Below are 22,769 nucleotides of genomic sequence, written 5' to 3'. Positions count from 1 at the left end.
TGCTACTTTTAATCGAATTTAAACGAGGTTTAATCCTACTTCCCCTCGCGTTTTGTTCGCTTTTTGAGCGGAAAACCGCGTTTTTGTAGTCTATTTTGGGGTTTTTATAGGGCAAAAAAGTGTATTTTTTGAGTAAAAAGCTCATTTTTCTTGCGTTTTAGCGTTTTTAAATTTCATGCCTATGGCGCATGCAAATGATCAGCATGATTTTTAAAAAGTTCAGCATGTTTTTCATGAATCATAGGCATGATTTTCATGAAACATAGGCATGGTTTTTCTAAATCATGGGCATGATTTTCGGCTTTTTGAAGCCAAAAAAGCCTCTCGTTAAACGAGAGGCTTAAGCCAAACCAATAAGAAAATTAACTAGCTTCAGTCGCTTTTTAGAACGGGTAGTTTTGAAAAATAAAAATAATTTGAAATTGTGGGGTTTAAGATGGGGTATAGAGTCAACCGGCTCCCTCTTATCAAACTAACAAATCGCTTATGTTTTGTATTAAATAAAAAAGAGAACTTGATTTCCCATTGCATATGTAAAAATAAAGCATGCTTTTGCGGACTGCTATTATGCGTCTTTGGGCCAAACGCATTGTGCATAAAACCACCGATACAAGTCTGCAGACGAATAAAAGCTAGGCTTAAAACGTAATGTTGTTTCAAAAAATTGATTAATTCCATCAGGTTCATGGCAATAAGAATTGAGCTTAGCTCAAGGCAGGGAAAAGTTGACAAGATGAGCGAATTAGGATTGATAGGCATAGCTTACTAGATTAAAATGGTTCATACCGGTTGTCATCTGATTTTTTAAGGATAATAGTCAGTTTTTTCATCGCTTTAATTCCTCTTAAAGGTCTATAAAAACATAGAGCAAGATAGCCCTTAATACCCATAATGCAGCGACAAAAGCTACGGGTTTGCCTACAAATTGTACGAGTTTATCAGAAAATTTTTCGAGTAGGTGAAAGAATAAGCTGAGTTGGCCGAAAAACTTACGAGTAGCACTTAATATTGAATGCCTCGGCGGCCTTAAATGGGTTATAATTAAAAAAGAATTAACTTTGTTAAAGATGCGCAGGTGAGCCTTACTTCCGCAAAAGCGAATAAAAAAACAACAGTCAACTTAAAAATCAACATTATGAACCCAAGCACCACCAAACAAAAAGCCCCTAAATGGTTTATTGCCTTAGCCGTATTTCTATTAGTATGGAATTTGATGGGAGTACTCGCATTTATCAATCAAATAAGTATGGGTACAGAGGAGGTTGCGCTACTCCCCGAAGATCAACAAGCATTGTACGCTAATTATCCCACTTGGGCACTAATTGCCTTCGCCATGGCAGTTGGTGGCGGATTTTTAGGTAGTTTATTACTGCTTTTAAAAAATAAATGGGCTAAAACGCTGTTCATTTTATCTTTGGTGGGTATCGTGGTACAGATGACTCACAGCCTTTTCATTGCTAAAGCTACCGAGGTTTACGGTCCGGGTGCCGCAATTATGCCTGTAATGGTTTTGGTCATTGGCGTATTTTGTATTTATATCGCCCAACGAGCGATTCAAAAAAAATGGATTGGCTAAATTTTTAGATCCATTTCCAATTTACTTGAAGCTAGCTAATAAATTTTAAGCATTTCCTTTTCGGTTAAACCGATTTGATTTCAGCAATAAAATAAAGGCAGAACGCAATAAAATTGAACGACAACCTTTCCATAAAGAGAAAAAATTCACCTCATTACAATTTTGAACAAGTCACAAAAACCCATAGCCTTTAGTTAAAAGCTTTATTGTTTAGTATAGCCTTAAAGCGGATTTGATTTAAGCAAGCAATTACAAGCAGAACTTACTTTTAGAATTAAGCGTGAAAAACAACCTCTTCTTAGCACAAGTCTAGGCTTTAAAAGAAAATACAAAACTTAGGTTTTCTAAATCTACAGAAATTGTATCTTTATCCCCTATGACAGCAGAACAAATCAGTGAAATAAAATCGCTTTTGGCTAATCCCCAAACCATTAGCATCATTCCGCACAGGAATCCAGACGGAGATGCCTTAGGGTCTACACTAGCCTTGAAATTATATTTAGAACAGCTAGGGCACAGCGTGCATTTAATCGCACCTAACCCCTACCCTGAATTTTTGAGCTGGTTACCGCATCAAGAAGAGATTATTTTCTTTTGCGAGCAAAAGCAAAAAGCTACTCAATGTCTACAAGAGTCCTCTATGGTGTTTACTTTAGATTTTAACGATTTTAGTCGGACGGGTGAGGCTATGCAGCAGGTCTTAGCTGGTTTAGAAACTACTTTTGTGATGATTGATCATCACCAAGCACCGGCAGATTACGCCCGTTTTACCTATTCTGATGTAAACTGCTCCTCTACTTGTGAGATGGTTTTCAATTTCTTGGAATTTTTAGGCGATACGCATTTGATTACCGAAGATATGGCTACTTGTTTGTATACGGGCATTATGACCGATACAGGCTCTTTTCGTTTTTCTTCAACCAGTAGCCGAACCCATAAAATTATAGCACGACTGATTGATGCTGGTGCGAATAATACGGCCATACACAATGCCATTTATGACAGTAGCAGTAGCAACCGTATGCAATTACTGGGAGTAGCCTTAAGCAATATGAAAATCTTACCGGCCTACAAAACGGCTTATATAAGCCTGTCTCAGGAAGAGTTAGACCAAAATAATTTTAAAAAGGGAGATACAGAAGGTTTTGTAAATTATGGCCTGGCGATTAAAGGAATTATATTTGCTGCTATTTTCATTGAAAACAAAGAAGAAAACATCGTAAAAATCTCTTTGCGTTCTAAAGGAGATTTTGACGTTAACCAAATTGCAAGAAAACATTTTCAAGGTGGTGGTCACATCAATGCAGCCGGAGGAAAAAGTGATTTACCACTTAGCGAAACCTTAGAAAAGTTTGAACAATTGTTACCCCAACTTACCCATGAATAATATATACCGTATTTTTTTACAGTCTTTTTGCATAGGCTTATTGCTTTTTAGTTGCAAAACTCCAGAAGCTAGACGTCCGGTGAGTCAACAATCTGGTTCTTTTATTCGGGAATCGGTTGCGCGCAACAAAAAATTAGTAGCCTACGAAGAAGCTTTAATCGATTCGATTATTAAGCAGGATACAATCAATACCTACCACGCTTCGCCCAACGGTTTCTGGTACCGCTACGATACCAAAATCGGTAAAGACACCCTTACTCCTCAATTTGGCGATTTGGTAAACTTTGATTATGACATTAGCACCTTAATAGGGCAGCCCATATATACTAGAGAAGAATTAGGCACACGCGAGTATGCTATAGACCAAGAAAGCGTTTTTATTGGCTTACGCCAAGCTTTAAAAATGATGAAACCTGGCGAGACCCTTACTTTTTATTTTCCTTCGCATAAGGCTTTTGGCTATTATGGCGATAACCAGAAAATAGGAAGAAATCTCCCTATTCGGTCTACCATAACCTTAAACTCAATTGAATTAAATAACGAAAAACAATTAAATGACTAAATTTATGAAATTAAAAAGTGCATTTTTATGCTTATTTGTAGCGCTAAGCCTGTATGCTTGCAATGAGAAATATCCCGACTTAAACGACGGGCTTTATGCCGAATTTGTTACCAACAAAGGAACTTTTGTAAGTCAGCTACATTTTGAAAAGACACCACTTACCGTGGCTAATTTTGTGGCTTTGGCCGAAGGTACTCACCCACAGGTAGACACTAGTTATGCCAACAAGAAGTTCTACAATGGGTTAAAATTTCATCGTATTATTGATAACTTTATGATTCAAGGTGGCGATCCTGAGGGTACCGGAGCTGGCGGACCAGGTTATAAGTTTCCCGATGAGTTCGACGAATCTTTAAAGCACAGTAAAAAAGGTATACTCTCTATGGCTAACGCCGGACCTGGCACCAATGGAAGTCAGTTTTTTATTACCTTAAAAGAAACCCCACATTTAGACAATAGACACAGTGTTTTTGGAGAGATTGTATTGGGGCAAGAAGTGGTTGATAGCATAGGAAAAGTAGAGACCACTAAGCCAGGAGATAAGCCAGTAAATCCTGTGATTATTCAAGAAGTAAATATCATAAGAAAAGGAAAAGCTGCCAAGTCTTTTGATGCTGTAGAAAAATTTGATAGCGCTATGAAAGACGTAATCGAGCAACAAAAAATTGAAGCCGCTAAAGCTGAAGAGCGTAAGGCCGAAATGAAAAAAAAAATCGATGAGGAGTTGAATAGTATGGCCGATGGTTATGAAAAAACCGATAGCGGATTATGGTATAAAATCATTAAAAAAGGAAATGGTACCAAAAAACCAAAGGCAGGTCAAATGGTAAAAGTTCACTATACCGGAATGCTAACAGACGGTACCAAATTTGATTCTTCGTACGACCGTAATCAGCCTATCGAATTTCCAGTAGGAACAGGTAAAGTTATTCCTGGTTGGGACGAAGGGATTATGCTTTTGAACGAAGGCGATCAAGCTAAATTAATGATTCCACCTTACTTAGGATACGGTGAGCGTGGGATAGGCCCCATTCCTCCTAATTCTATATTAATTTTTGATGTAGAATTGGTTGAAATCAACTAATACAAAAAATGTAAGCATTAAAAAAGGTAGCAGTTAAAATGCTACCTTTTTTATTTCGTTTGAACGCTTCTAACTCAACTTATAGTTTATTGATTTCTTCTTTAAGTTCTGCTTTGGTTTTTCCTGTTTTTTCTTCCAGTTTACCTAACATTTCATCAAATTTACCTTCAGAATAAGTGGTATCCTCATCGGTGATTTCACCGTATTTTTGTTTGAATTTTCCCTTTACTTGTTTCCATTTTCCTTCTAATTCTTGCTCATTCATAATATTTAAGTTTTTTAATTTATTTAAAAGTACAGTTATTTGCAGTCTTAAGTTATTAATGAAATCTTATCTTTATCCTAATACTATGTTATTTAAGACTTTTTATAAAATTTGCTTCGCCGTTATGGCAATGATTTACCTCAATAGTTGCGCTAGTCTAAAATCCTATGAGCGAAGCAAAATTGAACTTAAGTTATTAGATGAGTACATCATTGCTAAAGACGCAAAATTTAATGCAGAGCCAATTGGCGGATTATCGGGTATAGACTATCGTGACGGATACTTTTACTGGGTAGTTGATGTCCCTAGCAATCCGCGTATTTATAAAACGACAATCGAATTTGATGCCGAAAAAATAAAGCAAATAAACTTTATAGAAGCGATAAAGATAAATACCGATAATACAGACCTGTGGTTTGATTTAGAATCGGTTTTAGCACATCCCAATCAACCTGGATTTCTCGTTTCGAGTGAGGGTTCTATCAAAAACAAAAAACAATCGGGTATCTATCAAATTGACGAGCAAGGAAAAATACAAAAAACCTATTCCCTACCCGATTATATCGATGTAAATAAAGGTAACCAAGCACATCATAATGGCGTTTGGGAAAGTTTGTGCTTTACCCCAGACCAATCGCAATTTCTTGCAGCTCTAGAATTACCAGCCAGCCGCTGGGGCCAAAAACCAAAGCTTTACGACACCCCTGCCTTGGTAAGTGTTTTGCGCTATGATTTAGCGGACAAGAATTACCAAAAAGAATATTTTTACCCGTTAGAGCGTATACGCACGTGGCCGCTAAAACCTTTTGCAATTAATGGTCTAACCGCTATGCTGGCCTTTGACGAAAGCCGTTATATTATGCTTGAACGCGCCTATTCTGCCGGCCGTGGTAATAAGGCCAATCGCGCAATTCTTTTTGAATATAAGTTTACGGATTTAAACCCAGACCAAAACCTTAAACAGTTGAACCGAGAAGCCAAAACACATAAAAAACTGATTCTAGATCTAAAGAAGATAAGAAAATCATTAGCCTCTAAACGGTTAGATAATCTTGAAGGCATGTGTTTTGGGCCCACATTGCCCAACGGCAACCCCACCTTATTGCTTGTAGCCGACAATAATTTTAATAGTTTCGACGAACAAATCAATCAGGTTTTATGGTTTGAAATTAAAAAGCATTAAACGATTATTCGCAGTTAGAAGGTGTTAATAATACACTGGCTTGCTCAAATTTTAAACTATCGGTTAATTTCCATTTTTGGCTAGCTTGAAAAAATTCATCGGCAGCATAATGCAAAGGAACAGCATTAGGTATAGCGTAAGCGAAAACCTGGTTAAGGTGCACTCCCTCTTGCGTAAAACTAGGGTCGATTTTAAGCAAACGCGCCGATTCATCTCCGTTAGCTCGGGCAACAAAATATACCAAGTGATCTTTGGTATTGACCCACCAAATCTCCTTAGGCTCTTCATTACCTTCTACGGCTATTTTATGGTAATTGGCCCCATCGGTTTGTAATTCTCCTATTAGGTAAAAACTTTGCTCTTGGTATCCGAAAGGAAATTGCACCCAATTTACGCTTTGCTGCAATGCCGCCTTAGCTTCTTGAAGCTGATTACTAGTTAATTCTTCTAAATGTTTGTTTATTTTGCGTTCAAAGCCTTGGTTATCTAAAACGTCTTCTATGGCATCTTTCCCATGGGTATTTTGCTTGCGGTACATAAACATACCACAATTGCGCAGCGCCATATAATGTTCGCCTTGGTGTTTAAATTTAATCACAGCCGATTCCTGCAAAGCTACCCCTGTTTTAGCGAAAGTTTGTTGAATGATAGTATTGGCTTTTTCTCGATTAGCCGCATTGGCTGATTCTAAGGGTTTATATTCAATAGATTGTTGACAACTGGTCAGGCCTAGCACTATGGCAAGCGCTAAAATAGTAAGTCTCATGTGGTGTTTTATTTGGTTGAGCTGTAAAGCTATATTATTTTTAACAAATTAAATCAATTCTATAGAAAAATAGAAGTATCTCTAGCGGTAAAATTTATTTAAAAAAGCAGCATAGTTTAAAAAAGCATCTTATTTTAGCACTATGAGTAAAAACAACATTAACATACAAAACAGAAAGGCGCGATTTCAGTATGAAATCATAGATAAATACATTGCTGGAATCAGTTTAGCCGGAACCGAAATAAAATCTATCCGTCAAGGAAAAGCAAGTATTGCCGAAAGTTTTTGCGAATTTCACCGTAATGAGTTGTATGTCATCAATATGCATATAGAAGAGTATTCGCACGCTTCGCATTTTAACCACAACCCTAAAAGCGAACGCAAATTGTTACTGCAGCGTAAAGAATTAAGAAAGCTACATAAAGAGGTGAGCAATACTGGCTTAACCATTATACCCCTGCGCTTGTTTATTAATGAGCGCGGTTTAGCAAAATTGCAAATTGGCTTGGCAAAAGGTAAAAAAATGCACGATAAGCGTGAAACCATAAAAGATCGAGAGAATAAACGTAAATTAGACCGAATTAAAAAATCTTATAATGCCTAGGTATGCGCCAAAAGCTTTTTGGTTTAATCTTTTTATTAGCTTGTAGTTTACAAACTCAGGCTCAAATTACCGGTCGGGTAATCAACACCCAGCAAGAAGGGCTTGCACAAGTTAATATCTTTATTGAAAACTCCTACCAAGGCAGTGTAAGTAACCAATCGGGTTATTTTGAATTACCCGTTGTAAATACAGACAGCTTAACCTTAGTTTTTCGGTATTTGGGTTATAAAACGCTAAAACGCAAAATTATTATGAACGCCCCGCAGTATGACTGCGGTACTATTGTCTTAGAGGAAGAGCCCACCTCACTTGACCAAATCGTGGTAAGCAAACAACAGAACAAAGGGCTTATTCTCATTAAAAAAGCCATTGCGAACCGAGAAAAAAACCTTAATCTAACCAAGGCATACACGGCCAATTTCTACTCTAAAGGAATCTGGAAAATTCAAAATGCTCCCGAAAAAATTTTGGGTAACGATTTATCTGATTTACGCTCCAAGCTCGATTCTACCGGTAGCGGTATTGCCTATTTATCTGAAACCGTATCTCAAATTAAATTTCAGGCTCCAGATAATTTCCACGAAAAAATAATCGCCTCAAAGCTAAGTGGCGACGATAACGGATTTAGTTTTAACAGCGCTCAAGAAGCCGAATTCAATTTTTATAAAAACAGTATTGAACTGCGGCAAAATTTGATCTCCCCCATAGCTGACTATGCCTTAAATCATTACAACTACCAATTAGCCGACCTATTTTATGACGAACAGAATCACTTAATTTACAAAATACAAGTACAGCCTAAAAACCCTAAAGGGCGGGTATTTTCGGGATTTGTTTATATTGTAGATGAAACTTGGCAGCTTTACGGAATTGATTTGCAGACCACCGGTGAGGCGATACAATTTGAAGCTATTGAAACCATAGACTTTAAACAAAATTTCAGTTTTAATCCTGTAGATCAACAATGGGTGAAGCAAACACAAACCATAGATTTTAGCTGGTCTATTTTAGGTGTTTCTGGTGATGGTCGTTTTTCTGCGGTGTACACGAACTATGATTTCAATCCGCAGTTTACCTCAGCAAGCTTCGGAAGAGAAATTTTGGCTTTTGACACAAAAGCCAATGACAAAGACAGTATGTTTTGGCAAGGCCAACGTCCTATACCCTTAACCGATGAAGAACAACAGGATTATTTAAAAAAACAACAATTAGCTAACCTACAAAACAGCAAACGCTACCAAGATTCTGTCGACGCTATAAATAATCGTTTTAAAATTGGTAATTTAATAAGTGGATACACCTATAAGCAAAGCTATCAAAACCAGCGTTGGCAGATAGAGGCTCCCTTAAAAAACTTGCACTTTAACATGGTGCAAGGCTACAATTTGCGCTTACCGCTGCGTTTTGTAAAAACCGATCCCAAGAACAACACTTTCTATAGTTTTGCAGCCACCCCGCAATACGGCTTTTCCGATAAAACTTGGCGGGGTAGCTTCACCTACACCCAAAAGTTTAATAACTTCAGTAAGCCGTTTTTAAGTATCAGTCTTGGATCTGAAGCAAAAGAAATAAATAATAAATCGAGTACCCCTTTACATTTATACGATTTGGCTTTAATCGGTTTCCAAAAAAATTACCTCAAGCTCTATGCAAATCAATTTGCGCGTATAAGCTACTCAAACGAATTGGCAAACGGACTCCGATTTTATTCCGCTTTAAGCTTCAACAAAAGGGATGTACTTAAAAATAGAGCTCATCATGGCTTTTTTAAATCAAGCTCACAATTTTACACGCCCAACAATCCGCTTGACGCTAGAGATCAACCAGCGTCGGATTTATTTACCCCTCACCAGATGCTGCAATATGAGATAGGATTGCGGATTGACTTTGACCAATCTTATTACCTGTACCCCGATGGTAAGTATACGGTTAGCTCTTCTAAGTACCCTCGATTTTTCTTGTATTATAACCAAGGCTGGGCGACTGATTTGGATACCTACAATTTTTCTAAAATCAGTTTAAGAGTTAATCAAAACCTAAGCTGGCAACAAAGAGGAAATTTCTCTTATTTCGCTCGAGGCGGATTTTTTATCGGTGGAGATAAAACTAGCTTTATCGATTACCAACATTTTGATAGCACACCTACCCAAATACGCTTAAAACAAGGTTTAGACAGATTTTATTTACTTGATTTGTATAGTCATAGCACAACCAATACATTTGCCGAGGTGCATGTACAACATAATTTCAAGGGTTGGATTTTAGGGAAAATTCCGGGCATAAAAGCACTAAATTTAAATTTAGTTGCTACTGGAAAAGCTTTGTACACCCAAGAACATAATCCTTTTATAGAAGTTGGCTTAGGCCTAGACAACTTAGGTTGGGGTAAATACAGAATTTTACGCCTTGATTTTGTAAAGAGCCTCCAATCAGGTAATCAAAATGATTTCGGTGTTTTTGTGGGACTTTCGCTTTAATTTTTATCTTCTAACAGCGGTACAAATCTGAATTCACCAAACTCTTCGCGCTCAAACTCGGTTGCCGATTTTCGGGTAAAGAGCGTCATAATTTGCGGGTCATCGCCTACTGGAATGACCAACTTGCCTCCAATTTTCAACTGAGCCAATAAAGCTTTGGGAACATAGGGTGCTCCTGCTGTTACAATAGCTCGATCAAAAGGAGCATAAAGCGGCAATCCTTTATAACCATCGCCAAAACTAAGGTATTTTGGGCGGTAACCCAGTTTTTGCAAAAAGAGCTTGGTCTTTTTAAATAATTCTTGTTGGCGTTCGATACTATAAACCCTTGCACCCAGCTCACAAAGCACAGCCGTTTGATAGCCGCTTCCTGTACCAATTTCTAAGACCTGATGTCCTGCTTCTACCGCCAACAACTCCGTTTGAAAAGCTACGGTGTAGGGTTGCGAAATAGTTTGATCTGCCGCAATAGGAAAAGCCTTATCTTGGTAAGCGTGATCTTCAAAACTACTATCCATAAACAAATGACGGGGTATTTTGCCAATTGCCTCCAAAACACGTTGGTCTGCAATTCCTTTATCTTTGAGAATTTCAACCAAATGTTGTCGCTTACCTTGATGTCTGAATGTATCTTTCAACGCCTTGAAATTTTTGCTAAAATTAGCTAATTTTTAAGGAATTTCAGCCGATTTATACAAAGAAATACACCCATATATAAACCCAGGCGGGAGGCTGTTTATAACCAAATAATTAAAAAAGCGCAAGTAAAGATAAATTAGTTAAAACCAATGGACCTGAACGAGTGCGGAGATAAAAATCTAAAAAAAATTAATGCCACTTCTCTAAAAGAAATAGTATTTTTGTGCAAAACCACGATATATGCTAAAAATAGGAGTTATAGGCGCAGGCCATTTAGGCAAAATACATTTGCGTCTACTCAACCAATCCAAAAAATATGAACTTGTAGGATTTTACGATAGCAATCGGGAGTATGCTCAAAAAGTAGCCGATGAATTTGGATATACTTTATATGAGGAGATTGACGATCTTTTGCAGGATGTGGCTGTAATCGATATTGTAACCCCCACCCTTTCACATTATGATATTGCTAAAAAAGCAGTGCTATTAAACAAGCATTTTTTTATAGAAAAACCAATTACTCATACTGTTGAAGAAGCAGATGAATTGGTAGCATTGGCAGCAGAGCATAAGGTTAAGGGGCAGGTAGGCCACGTAGAGCGGTTTAATCCAGCCTTTAAAGCAGTACAAGACAAAATTGACCAACCCATGTTTATCGAAGCCCATCGATTGGCAGAATTTAATCCGCGTGGCACTGATGTTCCCGTAGTTTTAGATTTAATGATTCACGATATCGATGCTGTTTTGAGCGTGGTACCCTCTCCTGTAAAGAATATTAATGCCAGTGGTGTTTCGGTAATTAGTGAAACACCAGATATTTGCAACGCCCGTATAGAATTTGAAAACGGTTGTGTAGCCAATTTAACCGCAAGTCGCATTTCACTTAAACAAATGCGCAAAGCCCGCTTCTTTCAAAGAGATGCTTATATCTCTGTAGATTTTCTAGAAAAGAAATGTGAGGTAGTTAGAATGAAAGATGCTCCGCAGCAACCAGGAGAATTTGATATGATTTTGCAGAACGCAGAAGGAGTTAAAAAGCAAATTTATTTTGATAATCCCGATGTAGATGAAAACAATGCTATTTTAGAAGAATTGGAAACCTTTGCTGAGGCGATTACCCAAGATCTCACTCCGAAGGTAACTTTAGAACAAGGTGCACGTGCCTTACGCGTAGCCAAACAAATAATAAATAGTTTTTCAAAAAAATAAAAATTAGAATTATGAAGAATATTGCCGTAATAGGAGCCGGTACAATGGGTAACGGAATTGCTCATACTTTTGCTCAGTTTAATTACAAAGTACATTTAATTGATATAGCTCAAGAGAATTTAGATCGAGGAATGGCTACCATTACAAAAAATCTAGATCGTATGCTTGCTAAGGAAAAAATTAGCGAGCAAGATAAAGATCAGACTTTAGCCAATATCACCACTTTTACCGATTTAAAAGAGGGAGTGCAGCAAGTTGACTTGGTGGTTGAAGCTGCCACCGAAAACGAAGACTTAAAATTAAAAATATTCAAGCAATTGGATGAGTTTTGCGCTAAAGAAACTATTTTGGCATCCAATACCAGTTCAATTTCAATTACAAAAATTGCATCGGTAACTAGACGACCTGAGCAGGTAATCGGGATGCACTTTATGAATCCTGTACCCATTATGAAGTTGGTTGAAATTATTAAAGGTTATAGTACTTCGCAGGAAGTAACTCAAAAAATAATGGATTTATCGGTGGCTTTAAAAAAGACACCTACAGAGGTGAATGATTATCCTGGTTTTGTAGCCAATCGTATCTTGATGCCTATGCTTAATGAAGCCATTGAAACACTTTATAACCAAGTGGGCGGCGTTAAAGAAATAGACACCGTGATGAAATTGGGTATGGCACATCCTATGGGGCCCTTACAATTGGCCGATTTTATTGGTTTAGACGTTTGTTTGAGTATTTTAGAAGTAATGTACGACGGATTTAAAAATCCGAAATATGCTCCTTGCCCATTATTGGTGAATATGGTACAAGCTGGAAAACTAGGCGTTAAATCGGGCGAAGGTTTTTACGACTATAGCGAATCTAAAAAAGCCGAAGTTGTGGCTGCTCAATTCAAATAAATTACTATGCCAGAAGTTGTTCCTTTTCGGGCTGTGAGACCCACCCGTGACAAAGTTGGTTTAATTTCATCTCGACCTTACCATCACTATACACAGGCCGAAAGGGAAGCTCGGCTAGACAACAATCCGTTTTCATTTTTACATATTGTGAATCCGGGTTATAAATACCACAAAGAGGTATCGGGACCAGATCGGTATGAATTGGTACGCAATCGCTATCAAGAATTTCGAGAAGACCATATTTTTATCAAAGATGAGCATCCTTGTTTTTATATTTATGAACGCAAAGATGCAGACGGTCACGTTTTTACTGGTATTGTTGCCGCCACGGGCCTTAATAGTTACAAAAGTAATTTAATAAAAAGGCACGAAGAAACCATCGCTTACCGCGAAGAAGATTTTAAAAAATACTTGCAAACTGTTGGCTTTAATGCAGAGCCAGTTTTGTTAACGCACCCCGATAATTCAGATTTATCTGCGATCATCAATAATGCGAAAAGCATACGTCCAGAATACGAATTTACCACCACCTACAGAGACACCCATTATTTGTGGTTGATTGACGATGCTCAAACCTGCCAACAAATCACTCAGATTTTTAAGTCGATGGATCATCTTTATATTGCCGATGGTCATCACCGCAGTGCCAGCGCTCATCAACTTTGCGAAGAATTAAAAAAAAGCAATAAAGAGCATACCGGTAAAGAGCCTTATAATTTTTTTATGAGTTACATCATACCAGAGAGTAACCTTAAAATTTTAGAATTTAATCGGCTGGTAAAAGATTTAAATGGCTTAAGCAAAGAAGAGTTTCTCATTCGGTTAGATAATTTTTTTAAAATAGAAAACCGCAAGAATACCTATTATAAGCCTCAAGAAAAGCATTCTTTTAGTATGTACCTTGACGGTGATTTTTATAGTCTACACTTACGAAAGTTAAACTATAAAACCGAAAATGCATTATCTCATCTCGATGCGCAAGTCTTATATAAAACCGTTTTAAATCCTATTTTGGGTATTGGCGATGCACGCTCAGACAAACGTTTGGACTACGCCCATGGTAAAAAAGGCATGGCGTATGTCAAAGGACTAGTAGACCGTGGAGAGTTTAAAGTAGGATTTGGTATGCTGCCAGCTTCTGTTTCCGAAATGAAACAAATCGCCAATGAAGGTTTAACCATGCCTCCCAAATCAACTTACATAGAACCCAAATTACGCAGCGGTATCACCATATATGAATACTAAACTATGAGTAACATTTCAACAAATTTAAATCAAGTTTTAAGTGAGTTACCTAAGCACGTGCAACTTGTAGCTGTTTCTAAAACCAAAAGCGAGCAAGAAATTTTACAGGCCTACGAGGCTGGGCAACGTGTTTTTGGCGAAAATAAAATTCAAGAAATGACCGATAAGCAAGCCAATCTGCCTTCAGATATTCAATGGCATATGATTGGTCACGTGCAAACCAACAAGGTCAAATACATGGCGCCTTATGTGCAATTGATTCACGGGGTACATAAAATGAAATTGCTGAAAGAAATCAACAAAGAGGCCAAAAAAAACGAACGTGTTATCGATTGTTTACTTCAAATAAAAATTGCCGAGGAAGATACCAAATACGGAATGGATCTGGCTACGGCGAAAGAAATTCTATCGGGTGATGTATATACCCAAATGAAAAATGTAAAAATTGTAGGTTTAATGGGTATGGCAACCTTTACGGAAGATACCCAGCAAATTCATAAAGAATTCGAATATTTATCTCAAGCCTTTAATCAATTAAAATTACAACATCCTGAATTAGAAATACTTTCTATGGGAATGAGCGGAGATTATAAAATAGCACTCGAACATCAAAGTAATATGCTGCGAATAGGAAGCGCCATATTCGGTGCACGTAACTATTAAAACGCCTTACAGCATGTATGCCATTGTAGACATAGAAACCACCGGAGGTAAATACAACGAAGAAGGCGTTACTGAGATTGCTATTTATAAGCATGACGGAGAACAAATCGTTGATCAATTCATCAGTTTAGTAAATCCTGAACGTCCCATTCAAGCTTTTGTAGTAGGACTTACCGGTATCAACAATGAAATGCTACGCCAGGCACCTAAATTTTATGAAGTAGCCAAAAGAATAATTGAAATTACCGAAGATTGCGTATTGGTAGCTCACAATGCAAAATTTGACTACCGCATTTTAAGGCTAGAATACAAGCGTTTAGGCTATAGTTATGAACGCAACACCCTATGTAGTCTTGAATTGTCAAAAAAACTTATACCCGATTTACCCTCCTATAGCTTAGGAAAGCTAGTAAAAAGTCTAGGAATCCCTATAACCAATAGGCATAGGGCAAGCGGAGATGCTTTGGCAACTGTTAAATTGTTTGAACTGCTTTTACAAAAAGATGCTAATAAAGAAATCGTAAAAAAAGCGGTACGCAGTTTACCCAAGAATAGTTTAGATAAAAAATTAATACGATTAATCGAAGAAATGCCTGCTACTGTTGGCGTTTATTATATGCATAACACGGCTGGAGATATTATTTATGTGGGTAAAAGCAAAAACATAAGAAAACGTATAAACCAGCATTTTACCAATACGAGTCACAAGGCTAAGAAAATGCAGATTGAAGTGCAACGCATTAGTATTGAGACCACTGGCACAGAGTTACTCGCTTTGATTAAAGAAAATGAAGCGATAAAAAAACTAAAACCTAAATACAATCGAGCTTTAAAAAAAGATATATTCAATTACGCTATTGAAATCCGTGAAAACGAAATGGGTTACAAAACTATGCGAATCGCCGAGTCGAATTTAGTTGATCAGCCCCTTACTACCTTTACCAGTTTGCGACAAGCCAAGTCGTTTTTAGAACGAGTGACAGAAGATTATAGTCTATGTGCTAAGTTTACTGGTTTGCATAAAACTTCGGGTAACTGTTTTAACTATACTATAAAAAAATGCAACGGGGCATGTATTGGCGAAGAAACACCTGATAGTTACAACTCCCGTATAGCGGAACTGGAAGAAAAGTACAATTACAAAAATCAAAATATGATTATTGTAGATCGGGGTAGAAAACCCGATGAAAAAAGTATTTTATTGATTGAAGACGGTACTTATCTAGGTTATGCATTTGTTACCCTCAATCATCAGTTTGAAGACATTAAACTATTGAAAAAACGCCTCACCTATGCACAAGAAAACCGGGATACTCGGCATATTATTCAAAGTTATTTACGCCGCAAAAAAAATCTATCGGTAAAAAGTTTTTAATCCCTTATTTTATTAATAATTTAGACTGCTTAACCGGCTACTAGTATTTTGGAAAAAAATAAGCATACCGATATCACTTGGCGTGAAAAATTGCACGACATTATTTACGAAGCAGAAACCCCTGCAGGTAAAGCTTTTGATGTTGTTCTATTGGTTTTTATTTTTTTGAGCGTAATTTTTGTGATGCTCGAAAGTGTATCTGGTCTTGAGCCATGGGTTTATGAATATTTAATTTATGCCGAATGGGTAATTACTATTTTATTTACCATTGAGTATATTTTGAGAATCATAAGTATTCGCCGACCTTCACGCTATATCTTCAGCTTTTATGGTATCATTGATTTTCTATCGACCATACCCTTATACCTATCGTTCTTTATAACCGGAAGCTCGGCACTCATTACCTTTAGAGCCTTAAGGCTTTTGCGCGTTTTTCGGGTACTTAAAATTTCGCGCTATATGGGCGAAGGTAATCGACTATTAGGCGCCTTGCGCAATAGCCGAGCCAAAATTTTTGTATTTTTATTTGCCGTGGTAGTCCTTTCAATCATCGCCGGTACTTTGATGTACATGATAGAGGGCGAAAAAGCCGGATTTACGAGTATTCCCGTTGGTGTTTATTGGACAATTGTAACCTTAACTACAGTAGGATTTGGAGATATTCACCCTATAACTTCGATGGGTAGATTTTTGGCATCTCTAATTATGATATTGGGTTATGGTATTATTGCGGTACCAACGGGTATAGTAAGCGCAGAATACAGTGCTAGAAGCAGAAATGACCAATCGTTTAATTCTTTATCTTGTTATAATTGTAACGAAAAAACGCATTTAGACCGGGCAAAATATTGCCATCGTTGCGGCTATTCTTTACGGAATGAAATAAGAAAAAAAAATGAATAATCTAATTCATATTTTAGGGCCAACGGCTATAGGCAAAACCGCTTTGGCAATAAAAGTAGCCCAGCACTTTAATACCGAAATCATCTCGGCCGATTCTAGACAATTTTATAAAGAAATGAATATTGGAACAGCCGTGCCGAGTCTGAGCGAATTAAAGGCTGCAAAACACCATTACATTCAGAATAAAAGCATACACCAGGAGTTCTCTGTTGGTGATTTTGAGAAGGAGGTCATTCCGCTAATAGATAAATTGTTTCAAGACAAAAACCCATTAGTAATGGTAGGTGGTAGCGGCTTATATATAAAAGCCATCACCGATGGCTTAGATCAATTTCCGGATATTGATCCGTATATCCGTGAAAATTTAAATCAGCGTTATGCCGAGGAGGGTTTAGAATTACTAGCTGAAGAACTAAGAGAATTGGATCCGGAGTATGCCGCAAAAGCCGACTTACAAAACAAGCAGCGTGTTATTCGAGCCTTGGAGATTTGTTTAGGCGCGCCACAAAATTTTTCATTTTACAGAACCCAAAACAAGAAGGAAAGAAATTTTAAAAATATAAAAATAGGTTTAGAAGCCGATCGAGCTATTCTTTACGAGCGTATCGAAAAACGCGTAGATTTAATGCTAGAAATGGGGTTGTTGGAAGAGGCAAGGAGCTTATATTCGCACCGTGAATTAAACGCCTTAAATACGGTAGGTTACAAGGAGTTGTTTGCCTATTTTGACGGAAAATGGTCTCTCGATTTTGCGATAGCCGAAATTAAAAAACACACACGAAGATTTGCCAAAAGGCAAATGACTTGGTTTAAAAAAGACCCCGAAATCAAGTGGTTTGATTATACACAAGATACCAAAACCATTATTCATTATATCGAGCAAAAAACACTTGCCAAATAGTTGCCCATTTGGCAAGTAATTTTTGGAAACTAGAAATATTTATTTTAAGGTGTTATTCTTCTTGATTTCTAATCACAAGTCTAAATCCTTCACCGTGAATATTTAAAATTTCAACGTTTTCATCTTTTTTAAGGTACTTACGCAATTTTGCAATATAAACATCCATACTTCTAGAAGTAAAGTAATTGTCGTCTCTCCAAATTTTAGTAAGCGCTAATTCTCTAGGCATTAAATCATTTTCATGTAAAGCTAATAACCTAAGTAGTTCATTTTCTTTAGGTGAAAGCTTTTGTGGCTCTTCTTCTCTAAAAGTTAAGAAACGTAATTTAGAATTTAAATGAAAATCACCAATTTGAAATTCAAATTGTTTGCTATCGGCTACACTGTCAGTAGCTTTACGTTGCATAATAGCCTGAATTTTCATCAGTAGCACTTCGCTGTCAAAAGGTTTATTTAAATAATCGTCGGCACCAACCTTATACCCTTTTAAAACATCCTCTTTCATAGCTTTTGCCGTTAAAAAGATAATGGGTATATCTTCATTTTTCTCTCTTATTTCTTTGGCTAAAGTAAAACCATCTTTGTAAGGCATCATCACATCTAGAATGCATAAATTAAAATCGTCTTTCTTAAATTTTTCAAAGCCTTCCATTCCGTTTTTAGCGTGTGTAACTTCATAGTCATTCATCGCTAAATAATCTTTTAAAACAATCCCGAAGTTCGGGTCATCTTCAACTAATAAAATCTTTTTGTTTTCAGTTTCCATATTTTATGATATTAAAGGTAATTTAATAATAAAAGTACTTCCCTTCCCCTTTTCACTGGTTAAAGTGACAGTACCGTGATGGTCTTCTACTATTTTCTTGACATAGGCAAGACCAAGCCCGTGTCCTTTGACGTTATGAATATCGCCTGTATGCGCTCTAAAAAATTTCTCAAAGACCTTTTTTTGCACAATACGATTCATTCCTTGCCCTTGATCTCTTATTTTTAAAACAATATAATTTTTTACATTTTCGGTGTACACATCGATTCTTGGTTGTTCGGTAGAATACTTAATAGCATTATCTAGCATATTTACTACAACATTGGTAAAATGTGTCTCATTGGCTAATATCGTTGATTTTAATGCGCCAAAATGTGTTTGTATATATCCACCGCGATCTTCAATTATCAACTCAACGTGGGTAATCGCTTCTTCAATAATATCATGAAGCTTAAGGCGTTCTTTTTTTATGTTGAGCTCATTTTTCTCCAACTTAGAAATACGTAATACATTCTCTACTTGAGCATGCATACGCTTATTCTCCTCACGAATCATTCCTAAATAACGGTTTACCCGATCTTGATCTTGAGCAATCTTAGGATTTCTTACAGAGTCTAATGCCAAATTTATAGTAGCAATTGGTGTCTTAAACTCGTGCGTCATATTATTAATAAAATCGGTCTTGATTTGTGAAATTTGCCTTTGCTTCACCAGCTGTGAAATTGCACTGTAATATGCGATTATAATAATCAAGGTAAACACTATACTCAAGAAAGTCATTACTGCAATAGACGAAAGCACTTCCTTTTTCTTTTCGGTAAAATTGATGTATAACCGATAACTATTATTATTCATTTTAAACAATGGTGTACCGTAAGTGGCAGGAGAATCAAGATCGAAGTTGGCGGTTCGAACTTTTGTTGCTAGGTCTTTGCTATAAATAGCGAATTCAAAGCCAGATTGAATTCGGCGCGCCGCTAACTCATTTTGAATTAATGTTTTCACCCTTTCGGTATCTACGCGTTTGTGGATAGGCAAGTTGGCTGCTTTTTCTTTAATTGCCTCTACCAATAAATATTTCTCATTATCTTCTAGTCTTGATATTTTCTCAAAACGTTCCTCTGCACTCAGATTCTGATTGTCTCGAAGTTTATCATCATGTATTAGGCGCGTAATTTTTCTATTTACTAATTTTCTAAAAGCGATAGAATCTTTTTCTTCGCTTAAAAAAGAAGAAGATAATTTGTAATCTTCTTGCAAGATGCTGTTGGTATAGAAAAAAGTTTCGTTGGTAAGCTCGTCTTGTTTAATCTGAAAAAGTTCGCTCAGCCTCGCGGTGGTAGGTTTTGTCGAGTCGGCTACCCGTGTGTATTGAATGTAATATTTATCTATTTCTTCACGTTCAATTCTATCGGCTACACGAAACAAGACTTGTCGCGCATTAAAAGAAAACTGCTCCTCATTTGTTTCAACCGTATTTTTAATCCAATACCCCTGAACAAAGATGATTCCTATAAGCGAAAGGCTCATGAGCAACACCAAAAAGACAAAAACTTTCTTTTTCATGTCTCCAAAAGTAAGGTTTTAACATTTACCTTTTTAAGGGTTTAACCAAATGTTAACACTAGCAAAAACCTACTTACTTCCTAGGTTTAGCAAGTATTCATGAATTTCTTGAACCTGAGCTTTTGTAGCTGATAAGACCGTATTTTCTATGACTAAATCGGCTAACAATTTTTTGCGGTCATCACTCCATTGTTTATTGATTCTATCTAATACTGCTTGACGATTGGTTTGGTCTCTCTGCATTACGCGATTTACACGCTCTTCGAGTGGCGCCGTAACCAAAATTGTGTAATCTACGTGGTGCTGCCTGTTCTGTTCAAACAAAATAGCAGCCTCATAAATGACATAATGGGCTTTTTGATTTGATTTCCATTCCTTAAAATCGGCATGAACGGCGGGATGAATAATGGCATTTAATTTTTTAAGTAGCATATGATCTGAAAAAACCAGACTACTCACATAGTTCGTATTATATTGGCCATTAATAAATGCTTTTTCTCCTAGCAAGGCTATGATTGCTTTTTGCAAATTTTTATCTTGATGTAGCAGCTCTTTTGCTTTTAAATCGGCAATATAAAGTGGCACTCCTAATTCTTGGAAAAATCTTGCCACAGTGGTTTTACCGCTGCCAATTCCACCTGTTAATCCTACTACAATCATTTTTTTATCACAAAATTTACTTTATTTAAACTCAAGCGTACATGGGTAACTTGCTCTGGTTTTTGCTTTAATTTGGCAATCATAAAATTATCGTTTTCCCCAATTTTTGCATAATCACAAATTACCTGAAAATCTTGGGTGTTAACTTGATCAAAATTTCGCAAACTTACCTGATAAATTACTTCTATTTTTTTAGGAAAAATACTTAGCTCCCCTTTCTGGGGTTTATTAATGATTTGTATAGGGACCTCTACTCTACCCTCTGTAAATTTTTCGGCGAAAGCTTTATAAGTTGTAGTCTCTTGATATAATATTATTTCTTCATGTGGCTTTTCCAATTGCACTTTTCCTTGCGTAGTTTTATCTAAATTTTCTAGGCTAAGTTCTTGGGTATTTATATGGTCAATATCTATCAAAAGGTGGTCTGGCCCACTTACTTTTACTTTTTCAGGAAAAACAACCAAAGGGTTGTAAGCTCCGTAACCTCTGGCATACTCTATTTTAATTCGTGGGTTAATTGGTAATTCCCGAATGGTTTTAAGCGAAAAAGGTAGTTTTATGCTAGGGGTAAGAAATTCAACATTATCAATATCTAGCCCAAGTTCTTTAGCTATGTCTTTTTTAAAGTATCGGGTATTGTATAGCAAGTAGTTTTTTTCCTCGGGTAAATTTGAGGCATCTTGGCGCAGACTAAGATTCTTAAAACCAATCCAAAACAACCTAAAACCCGTTGTTTGCACCCGAATTTCGACCGTTTTTTCTCGCTCTTCAACCAATTTATCTTTTGGTAAATTTTCAAAAATCACTTTCAAGTTAAACTCTTGCGTATAGGTTTTAGAAAATTGGATAAGTAGCCAAGTACAAAGCGAAAAGGTAGCAAATATGGCAAAAGCTTTAAAGTTGCTTTTATTTAATATACTATTTCTTTTATTGGAAAAACTAAACCATTTCATGAGTTGAAAAATAAATTAGGAAAAAGTTGCTCTGGAGTTTTACTCTTGAACTTTAAAAAAATACTTGACTTTAAAAAACCTAAACCGTATCCGTAAAACTGTATAAATACTGCACATAAAACATAAAACCCTACACGCACACTTTTTTCAAGAAAACTGGCGTGAAGAAATAAAATCAGTAAATAAAATCCCATCAACACTATTGGGATGTACAGACCTGTTAGCGTCAAAATTAAACTTAAAAGCGATACCGCTATAAATAAACTAGGAAACCAAAAAACTATATTTTTTGATTTGGGGTGCCATTGGTTAAGAATAGGGCGTACTTTTCCAAATTTATTCACTTGAGTGTAAAATTTAGACCAGCTTATTCGCCTTTTATGGTAAACAAAAGCTTCTTCAATAAAACCAATGCTAAAACCTTGTTTTTTTAAACGCTGTACCAAATCTGGGTCTTCTCCTGGATGTATGCGACCAAAGCCTCCTGTGTTTTCAAAAGCAATTTTAGATAAGCCCATATTAAAGCTGCGCGGCTCATACGCTTTTACGGATTTATTTTTACCCCGAATTCCGCCAGTAGTTAACATAGAAGTCATAGTATAGTTTATGGCCTTTTGCAATGGAGTAAAAGTGGCTAGTGCGGCATCTGGCCCCCCAAAACAATCAAATGGATGAGAGGACAAATATTTATCAACCGCCCATAAATAATGAGTAGGCAGTATTACATCACTGTCTAAGATAATGAAATAAGACGATCTAGCGCGTTGCATACCAAAATTCCTGCTATCTCCTGGGCCCGAATTTTCTTTTTTAAAGTACTGTATAGTAAGTTGGTTTTTATATTTTGAAACCACATCTTCACTGCTTAGGGAGGAGCCATCCTCAACAATAATAATCTCATAACAAACTGATTTTTTCATTACAAGGAACGACTGCAAAAGTTCTTCAATTTCTTGGGGACGGTTATACACCGGTATAATAAATGAATACTTTATTTCCATAAAAATTAATTTCAATTAAAAACCCTACCAATAAAAATTTAAAGGTAGGGTTTTTAGCGCTTTTGGTTAAGTATTATTTTGAGTT

22 protein-coding genes are annotated in these 22,769 nt (G+C 36.6%); 14 read left to right on the top strand and 8 right to left on the bottom strand.

Going from position 1 to position 22,769, the window contains the following annotated elements; translation table 11 throughout:
• The first annotated feature begins 1,135 nt into the window (after positions 1 to 1,135).
• The 4 genes from ACH2AZ_RS06920 to ACH2AZ_RS06905 all read left to right on the top strand — a co-directional run bounded on the left by ACH2AZ_RS06920 (position 1,136) and on the right by ACH2AZ_RS06905 (position 4,609).
• A complete protein-coding gene (locus ACH2AZ_RS06920; RefSeq protein ID WP_394907235.1) occupies positions 1,136 to 1,576 on the top strand; it encodes a hypothetical protein in 441 nt (146 codons plus the stop codon).
• Positions 1,577 to 1,952: 376 nt separating this feature from the next.
• Positions 1,953 to 2,963, top strand: coding sequence for a bifunctional oligoribonuclease/PAP phosphatase NrnA (locus ACH2AZ_RS06915; RefSeq protein ID WP_394907234.1), 1,011 nt, complete (start codon positions 1,953 to 1,955; stop codon positions 2,961 to 2,963).
• Positions 2,956 to 3,525, top strand: coding sequence for a gliding motility-associated peptidyl-prolyl isomerase GldI (gene gldI, locus ACH2AZ_RS06910; RefSeq protein ID WP_394907233.1), 570 nt, complete (start codon positions 2,956 to 2,958; stop codon positions 3,523 to 3,525). Before ACH2AZ_RS06915 ends, gldI begins: the two co-directional genes overlap by 8 nt.
• A 4-nt stretch (positions 3,526 to 3,529) precedes the next feature.
• The gene (locus ACH2AZ_RS06905; protein WP_379045504.1) at positions 3,530 to 4,609 is read left to right on the top strand and encodes a peptidylprolyl isomerase; all 1,080 of its coding nucleotides are present in this window, start codon (positions 3,530 to 3,532) and stop codon (positions 4,607 to 4,609) included.
• A gap of 79 nt (positions 4,610 to 4,688) precedes the next feature.
• Here ACH2AZ_RS06905 and ACH2AZ_RS06900 read toward each other — a convergent pair whose 3' ends face one another.
• Positions 4,689 to 4,874, bottom strand: a complete 186-nt coding sequence (locus ACH2AZ_RS06900; protein WP_379045507.1) for a CsbD family protein — start codon at positions 4,872 to 4,874, stop codon at positions 4,689 to 4,691.
• A 124-nt stretch (positions 4,875 to 4,998) separates the two neighbouring features.
• Here ACH2AZ_RS06900 and ACH2AZ_RS06895 point away from each other — a divergent pair, with 124 nt between their 5' ends.
• Complete coding sequence (locus ACH2AZ_RS06895; RefSeq protein WP_394907232.1) at positions 4,999 to 6,057, top strand: esterase-like activity of phytase family protein; 1,059 nt, start codon at positions 4,999 to 5,001, stop codon at positions 6,055 to 6,057.
• Between the two features lie 4 nt (positions 6,058 to 6,061).
• On the opposite strand, the gene ACH2AZ_RS06890 is transcribed toward ACH2AZ_RS06895, so the two are convergent.
• On the bottom strand, positions 6,062 to 6,823 hold the full coding sequence (locus ACH2AZ_RS06890; RefSeq protein WP_394907231.1) for a hypothetical protein: 762 nt from the start codon (positions 6,821 to 6,823) through the stop codon (positions 6,062 to 6,064).
• Between the two features lie 142 nt (positions 6,824 to 6,965).
• On the opposite strand from ACH2AZ_RS06890, the gene smpB reads away from it, so the two are divergent.
• Both smpB and ACH2AZ_RS06880 read left to right on the top strand, forming a co-directional pair.
• Positions 6,966 to 7,427: an SsrA-binding protein SmpB gene (gene smpB, locus ACH2AZ_RS06885; RefSeq protein WP_147861024.1), complete on the top strand. Its 462-nt coding sequence runs from the start codon at positions 6,966 to 6,968 to the stop codon at positions 7,425 to 7,427.
• 2 nt (positions 7,428 to 7,429) lie between these two features.
• The gene (locus ACH2AZ_RS06880; protein ID WP_394907230.1) at positions 7,430 to 9,904 is read left to right on the top strand and encodes a DUF5686 and carboxypeptidase regulatory-like domain-containing protein; all 2,475 of its coding nucleotides are present in this window, start codon (positions 7,430 to 7,432) and stop codon (positions 9,902 to 9,904) included.
• On the opposite strand, the gene ACH2AZ_RS06875 is transcribed toward ACH2AZ_RS06880, so the two are convergent.
• Positions 9,901 to 10,542: a protein-L-isoaspartate(D-aspartate) O-methyltransferase gene (locus tag ACH2AZ_RS06875; RefSeq protein ID WP_394907229.1), complete on the bottom strand. Its 642-nt coding sequence runs from the start codon at positions 10,540 to 10,542 to the stop codon at positions 9,901 to 9,903. The two genes, ACH2AZ_RS06880 and ACH2AZ_RS06875, sit on opposite strands and share 4 nt — an antisense overlap.
• 241 nt (positions 10,543 to 10,783) lie before the next feature.
• On the opposite strand from ACH2AZ_RS06875, the gene ACH2AZ_RS06870 reads away from it, so the two are divergent.
• Genes ACH2AZ_RS06870 through miaA form a run of 7 tightly spaced genes read left to right on the top strand, consistent with a single transcriptional unit; the run spans position 10,784 to position 17,738 of the window.
• Positions 10,784 to 11,752 (top strand): Gfo/Idh/MocA family protein, encoded by a 969-nt coding sequence (locus ACH2AZ_RS06870; protein ID WP_379045522.1) that lies wholly within the window; start codon positions 10,784 to 10,786, stop codon positions 11,750 to 11,752.
• Positions 11,753 to 11,763: 11 nt separating this feature from the next.
• The gene (locus ACH2AZ_RS06865; RefSeq protein WP_379045525.1) at positions 11,764 to 12,651 is read left to right on the top strand and encodes a 3-hydroxyacyl-CoA dehydrogenase family protein; all 888 of its coding nucleotides are present in this window, start codon (positions 11,764 to 11,766) and stop codon (positions 12,649 to 12,651) included.
• A 6-nt stretch (positions 12,652 to 12,657) separates the two neighbouring features.
• On the top strand, positions 12,658 to 13,896 hold the full coding sequence (locus ACH2AZ_RS06860; protein ID WP_394907228.1) for a DUF1015 domain-containing protein: 1,239 nt from the start codon (positions 12,658 to 12,660) through the stop codon (positions 13,894 to 13,896).
• Between the two features lie 3 nt (positions 13,897 to 13,899).
• Positions 13,900 to 14,559: a YggS family pyridoxal phosphate-dependent enzyme gene (locus tag ACH2AZ_RS06855; protein WP_379045531.1), complete on the top strand. Its 660-nt coding sequence runs from the start codon at positions 13,900 to 13,902 to the stop codon at positions 14,557 to 14,559.
• A gap of 13 nt (positions 14,560 to 14,572) precedes the next feature.
• On the top strand, positions 14,573 to 15,934 hold the full coding sequence (locus ACH2AZ_RS06850) for an exonuclease domain-containing protein (protein WP_394907227.1): 1,362 nt from the start codon (positions 14,573 to 14,575) through the stop codon (positions 15,932 to 15,934).
• A gap of 48 nt (positions 15,935 to 15,982) precedes the next feature.
• Complete coding sequence (locus tag ACH2AZ_RS06845; protein ID WP_394907226.1) at positions 15,983 to 16,837, top strand: ion transporter; 855 nt, start codon at positions 15,983 to 15,985, stop codon at positions 16,835 to 16,837.
• Entirely contained in the window at positions 16,830 to 17,738 is a 909-nt protein-coding gene (gene miaA / locus ACH2AZ_RS06840) for a tRNA (adenosine(37)-N6)-dimethylallyltransferase MiaA (protein WP_394907225.1), read from the top strand. The genes ACH2AZ_RS06845 and miaA overlap by 8 nt, the downstream gene beginning before the upstream one ends.
• 52 nt (positions 17,739 to 17,790) lie before the next feature.
• On the opposite strand, the gene ACH2AZ_RS06835 is transcribed toward miaA, so the two are convergent.
• The 5 genes from ACH2AZ_RS06835 to ACH2AZ_RS06815 all read right to left on the bottom strand — a co-directional run bounded on the left by ACH2AZ_RS06835 (position 17,791) and on the right by ACH2AZ_RS06815 (position 22,684).
• Positions 17,791 to 18,504: a response regulator transcription factor gene (locus ACH2AZ_RS06835; RefSeq protein WP_394907224.1), complete on the bottom strand. Its 714-nt coding sequence runs from the start codon at positions 18,502 to 18,504 to the stop codon at positions 17,791 to 17,793.
• 3 nt (positions 18,505 to 18,507) lie between these two features.
• Complete coding sequence (locus ACH2AZ_RS06830; protein WP_394907223.1) at positions 18,508 to 20,070, bottom strand: sensor histidine kinase; 1,563 nt, start codon at positions 20,068 to 20,070, stop codon at positions 18,508 to 18,510.
• A 69-nt stretch (positions 20,071 to 20,139) separates the two neighbouring features.
• On the bottom strand, positions 20,140 to 20,730 hold the full coding sequence (gene coaE / locus ACH2AZ_RS06825) for a dephospho-CoA kinase (protein WP_394907222.1): 591 nt from the start codon (positions 20,728 to 20,730) through the stop codon (positions 20,140 to 20,142).
• On the bottom strand, positions 20,727 to 21,683 hold the full coding sequence (locus tag ACH2AZ_RS06820; protein WP_394907221.1) for a CdaR family protein: 957 nt from the start codon (positions 21,681 to 21,683) through the stop codon (positions 20,727 to 20,729). Before ACH2AZ_RS06820 ends, coaE begins: the two co-directional genes overlap by 4 nt.
• Complete coding sequence (locus ACH2AZ_RS06815) at positions 21,680 to 22,684, bottom strand: glycosyltransferase (RefSeq protein WP_394907220.1); 1,005 nt, start codon at positions 22,682 to 22,684, stop codon at positions 21,680 to 21,682. The genes ACH2AZ_RS06820 and ACH2AZ_RS06815 overlap by 4 nt, the downstream gene beginning before the upstream one ends.
• Between the last annotated feature and the right edge of the window lie 85 nt (positions 22,685 to 22,769).

Source organism: uncultured Mesonia sp. (assembly GCA_947499595.1).
Lineage (GTDB): Bacteria > Bacteroidota > Bacteroidia > Flavobacteriales > Flavobacteriaceae > Mesonia > Mesonia sediminis.
The sequence above is the reverse complement of the archived record's forward strand: the minus strand, read 5'-3'. Positions and strand labels throughout refer to the sequence as shown.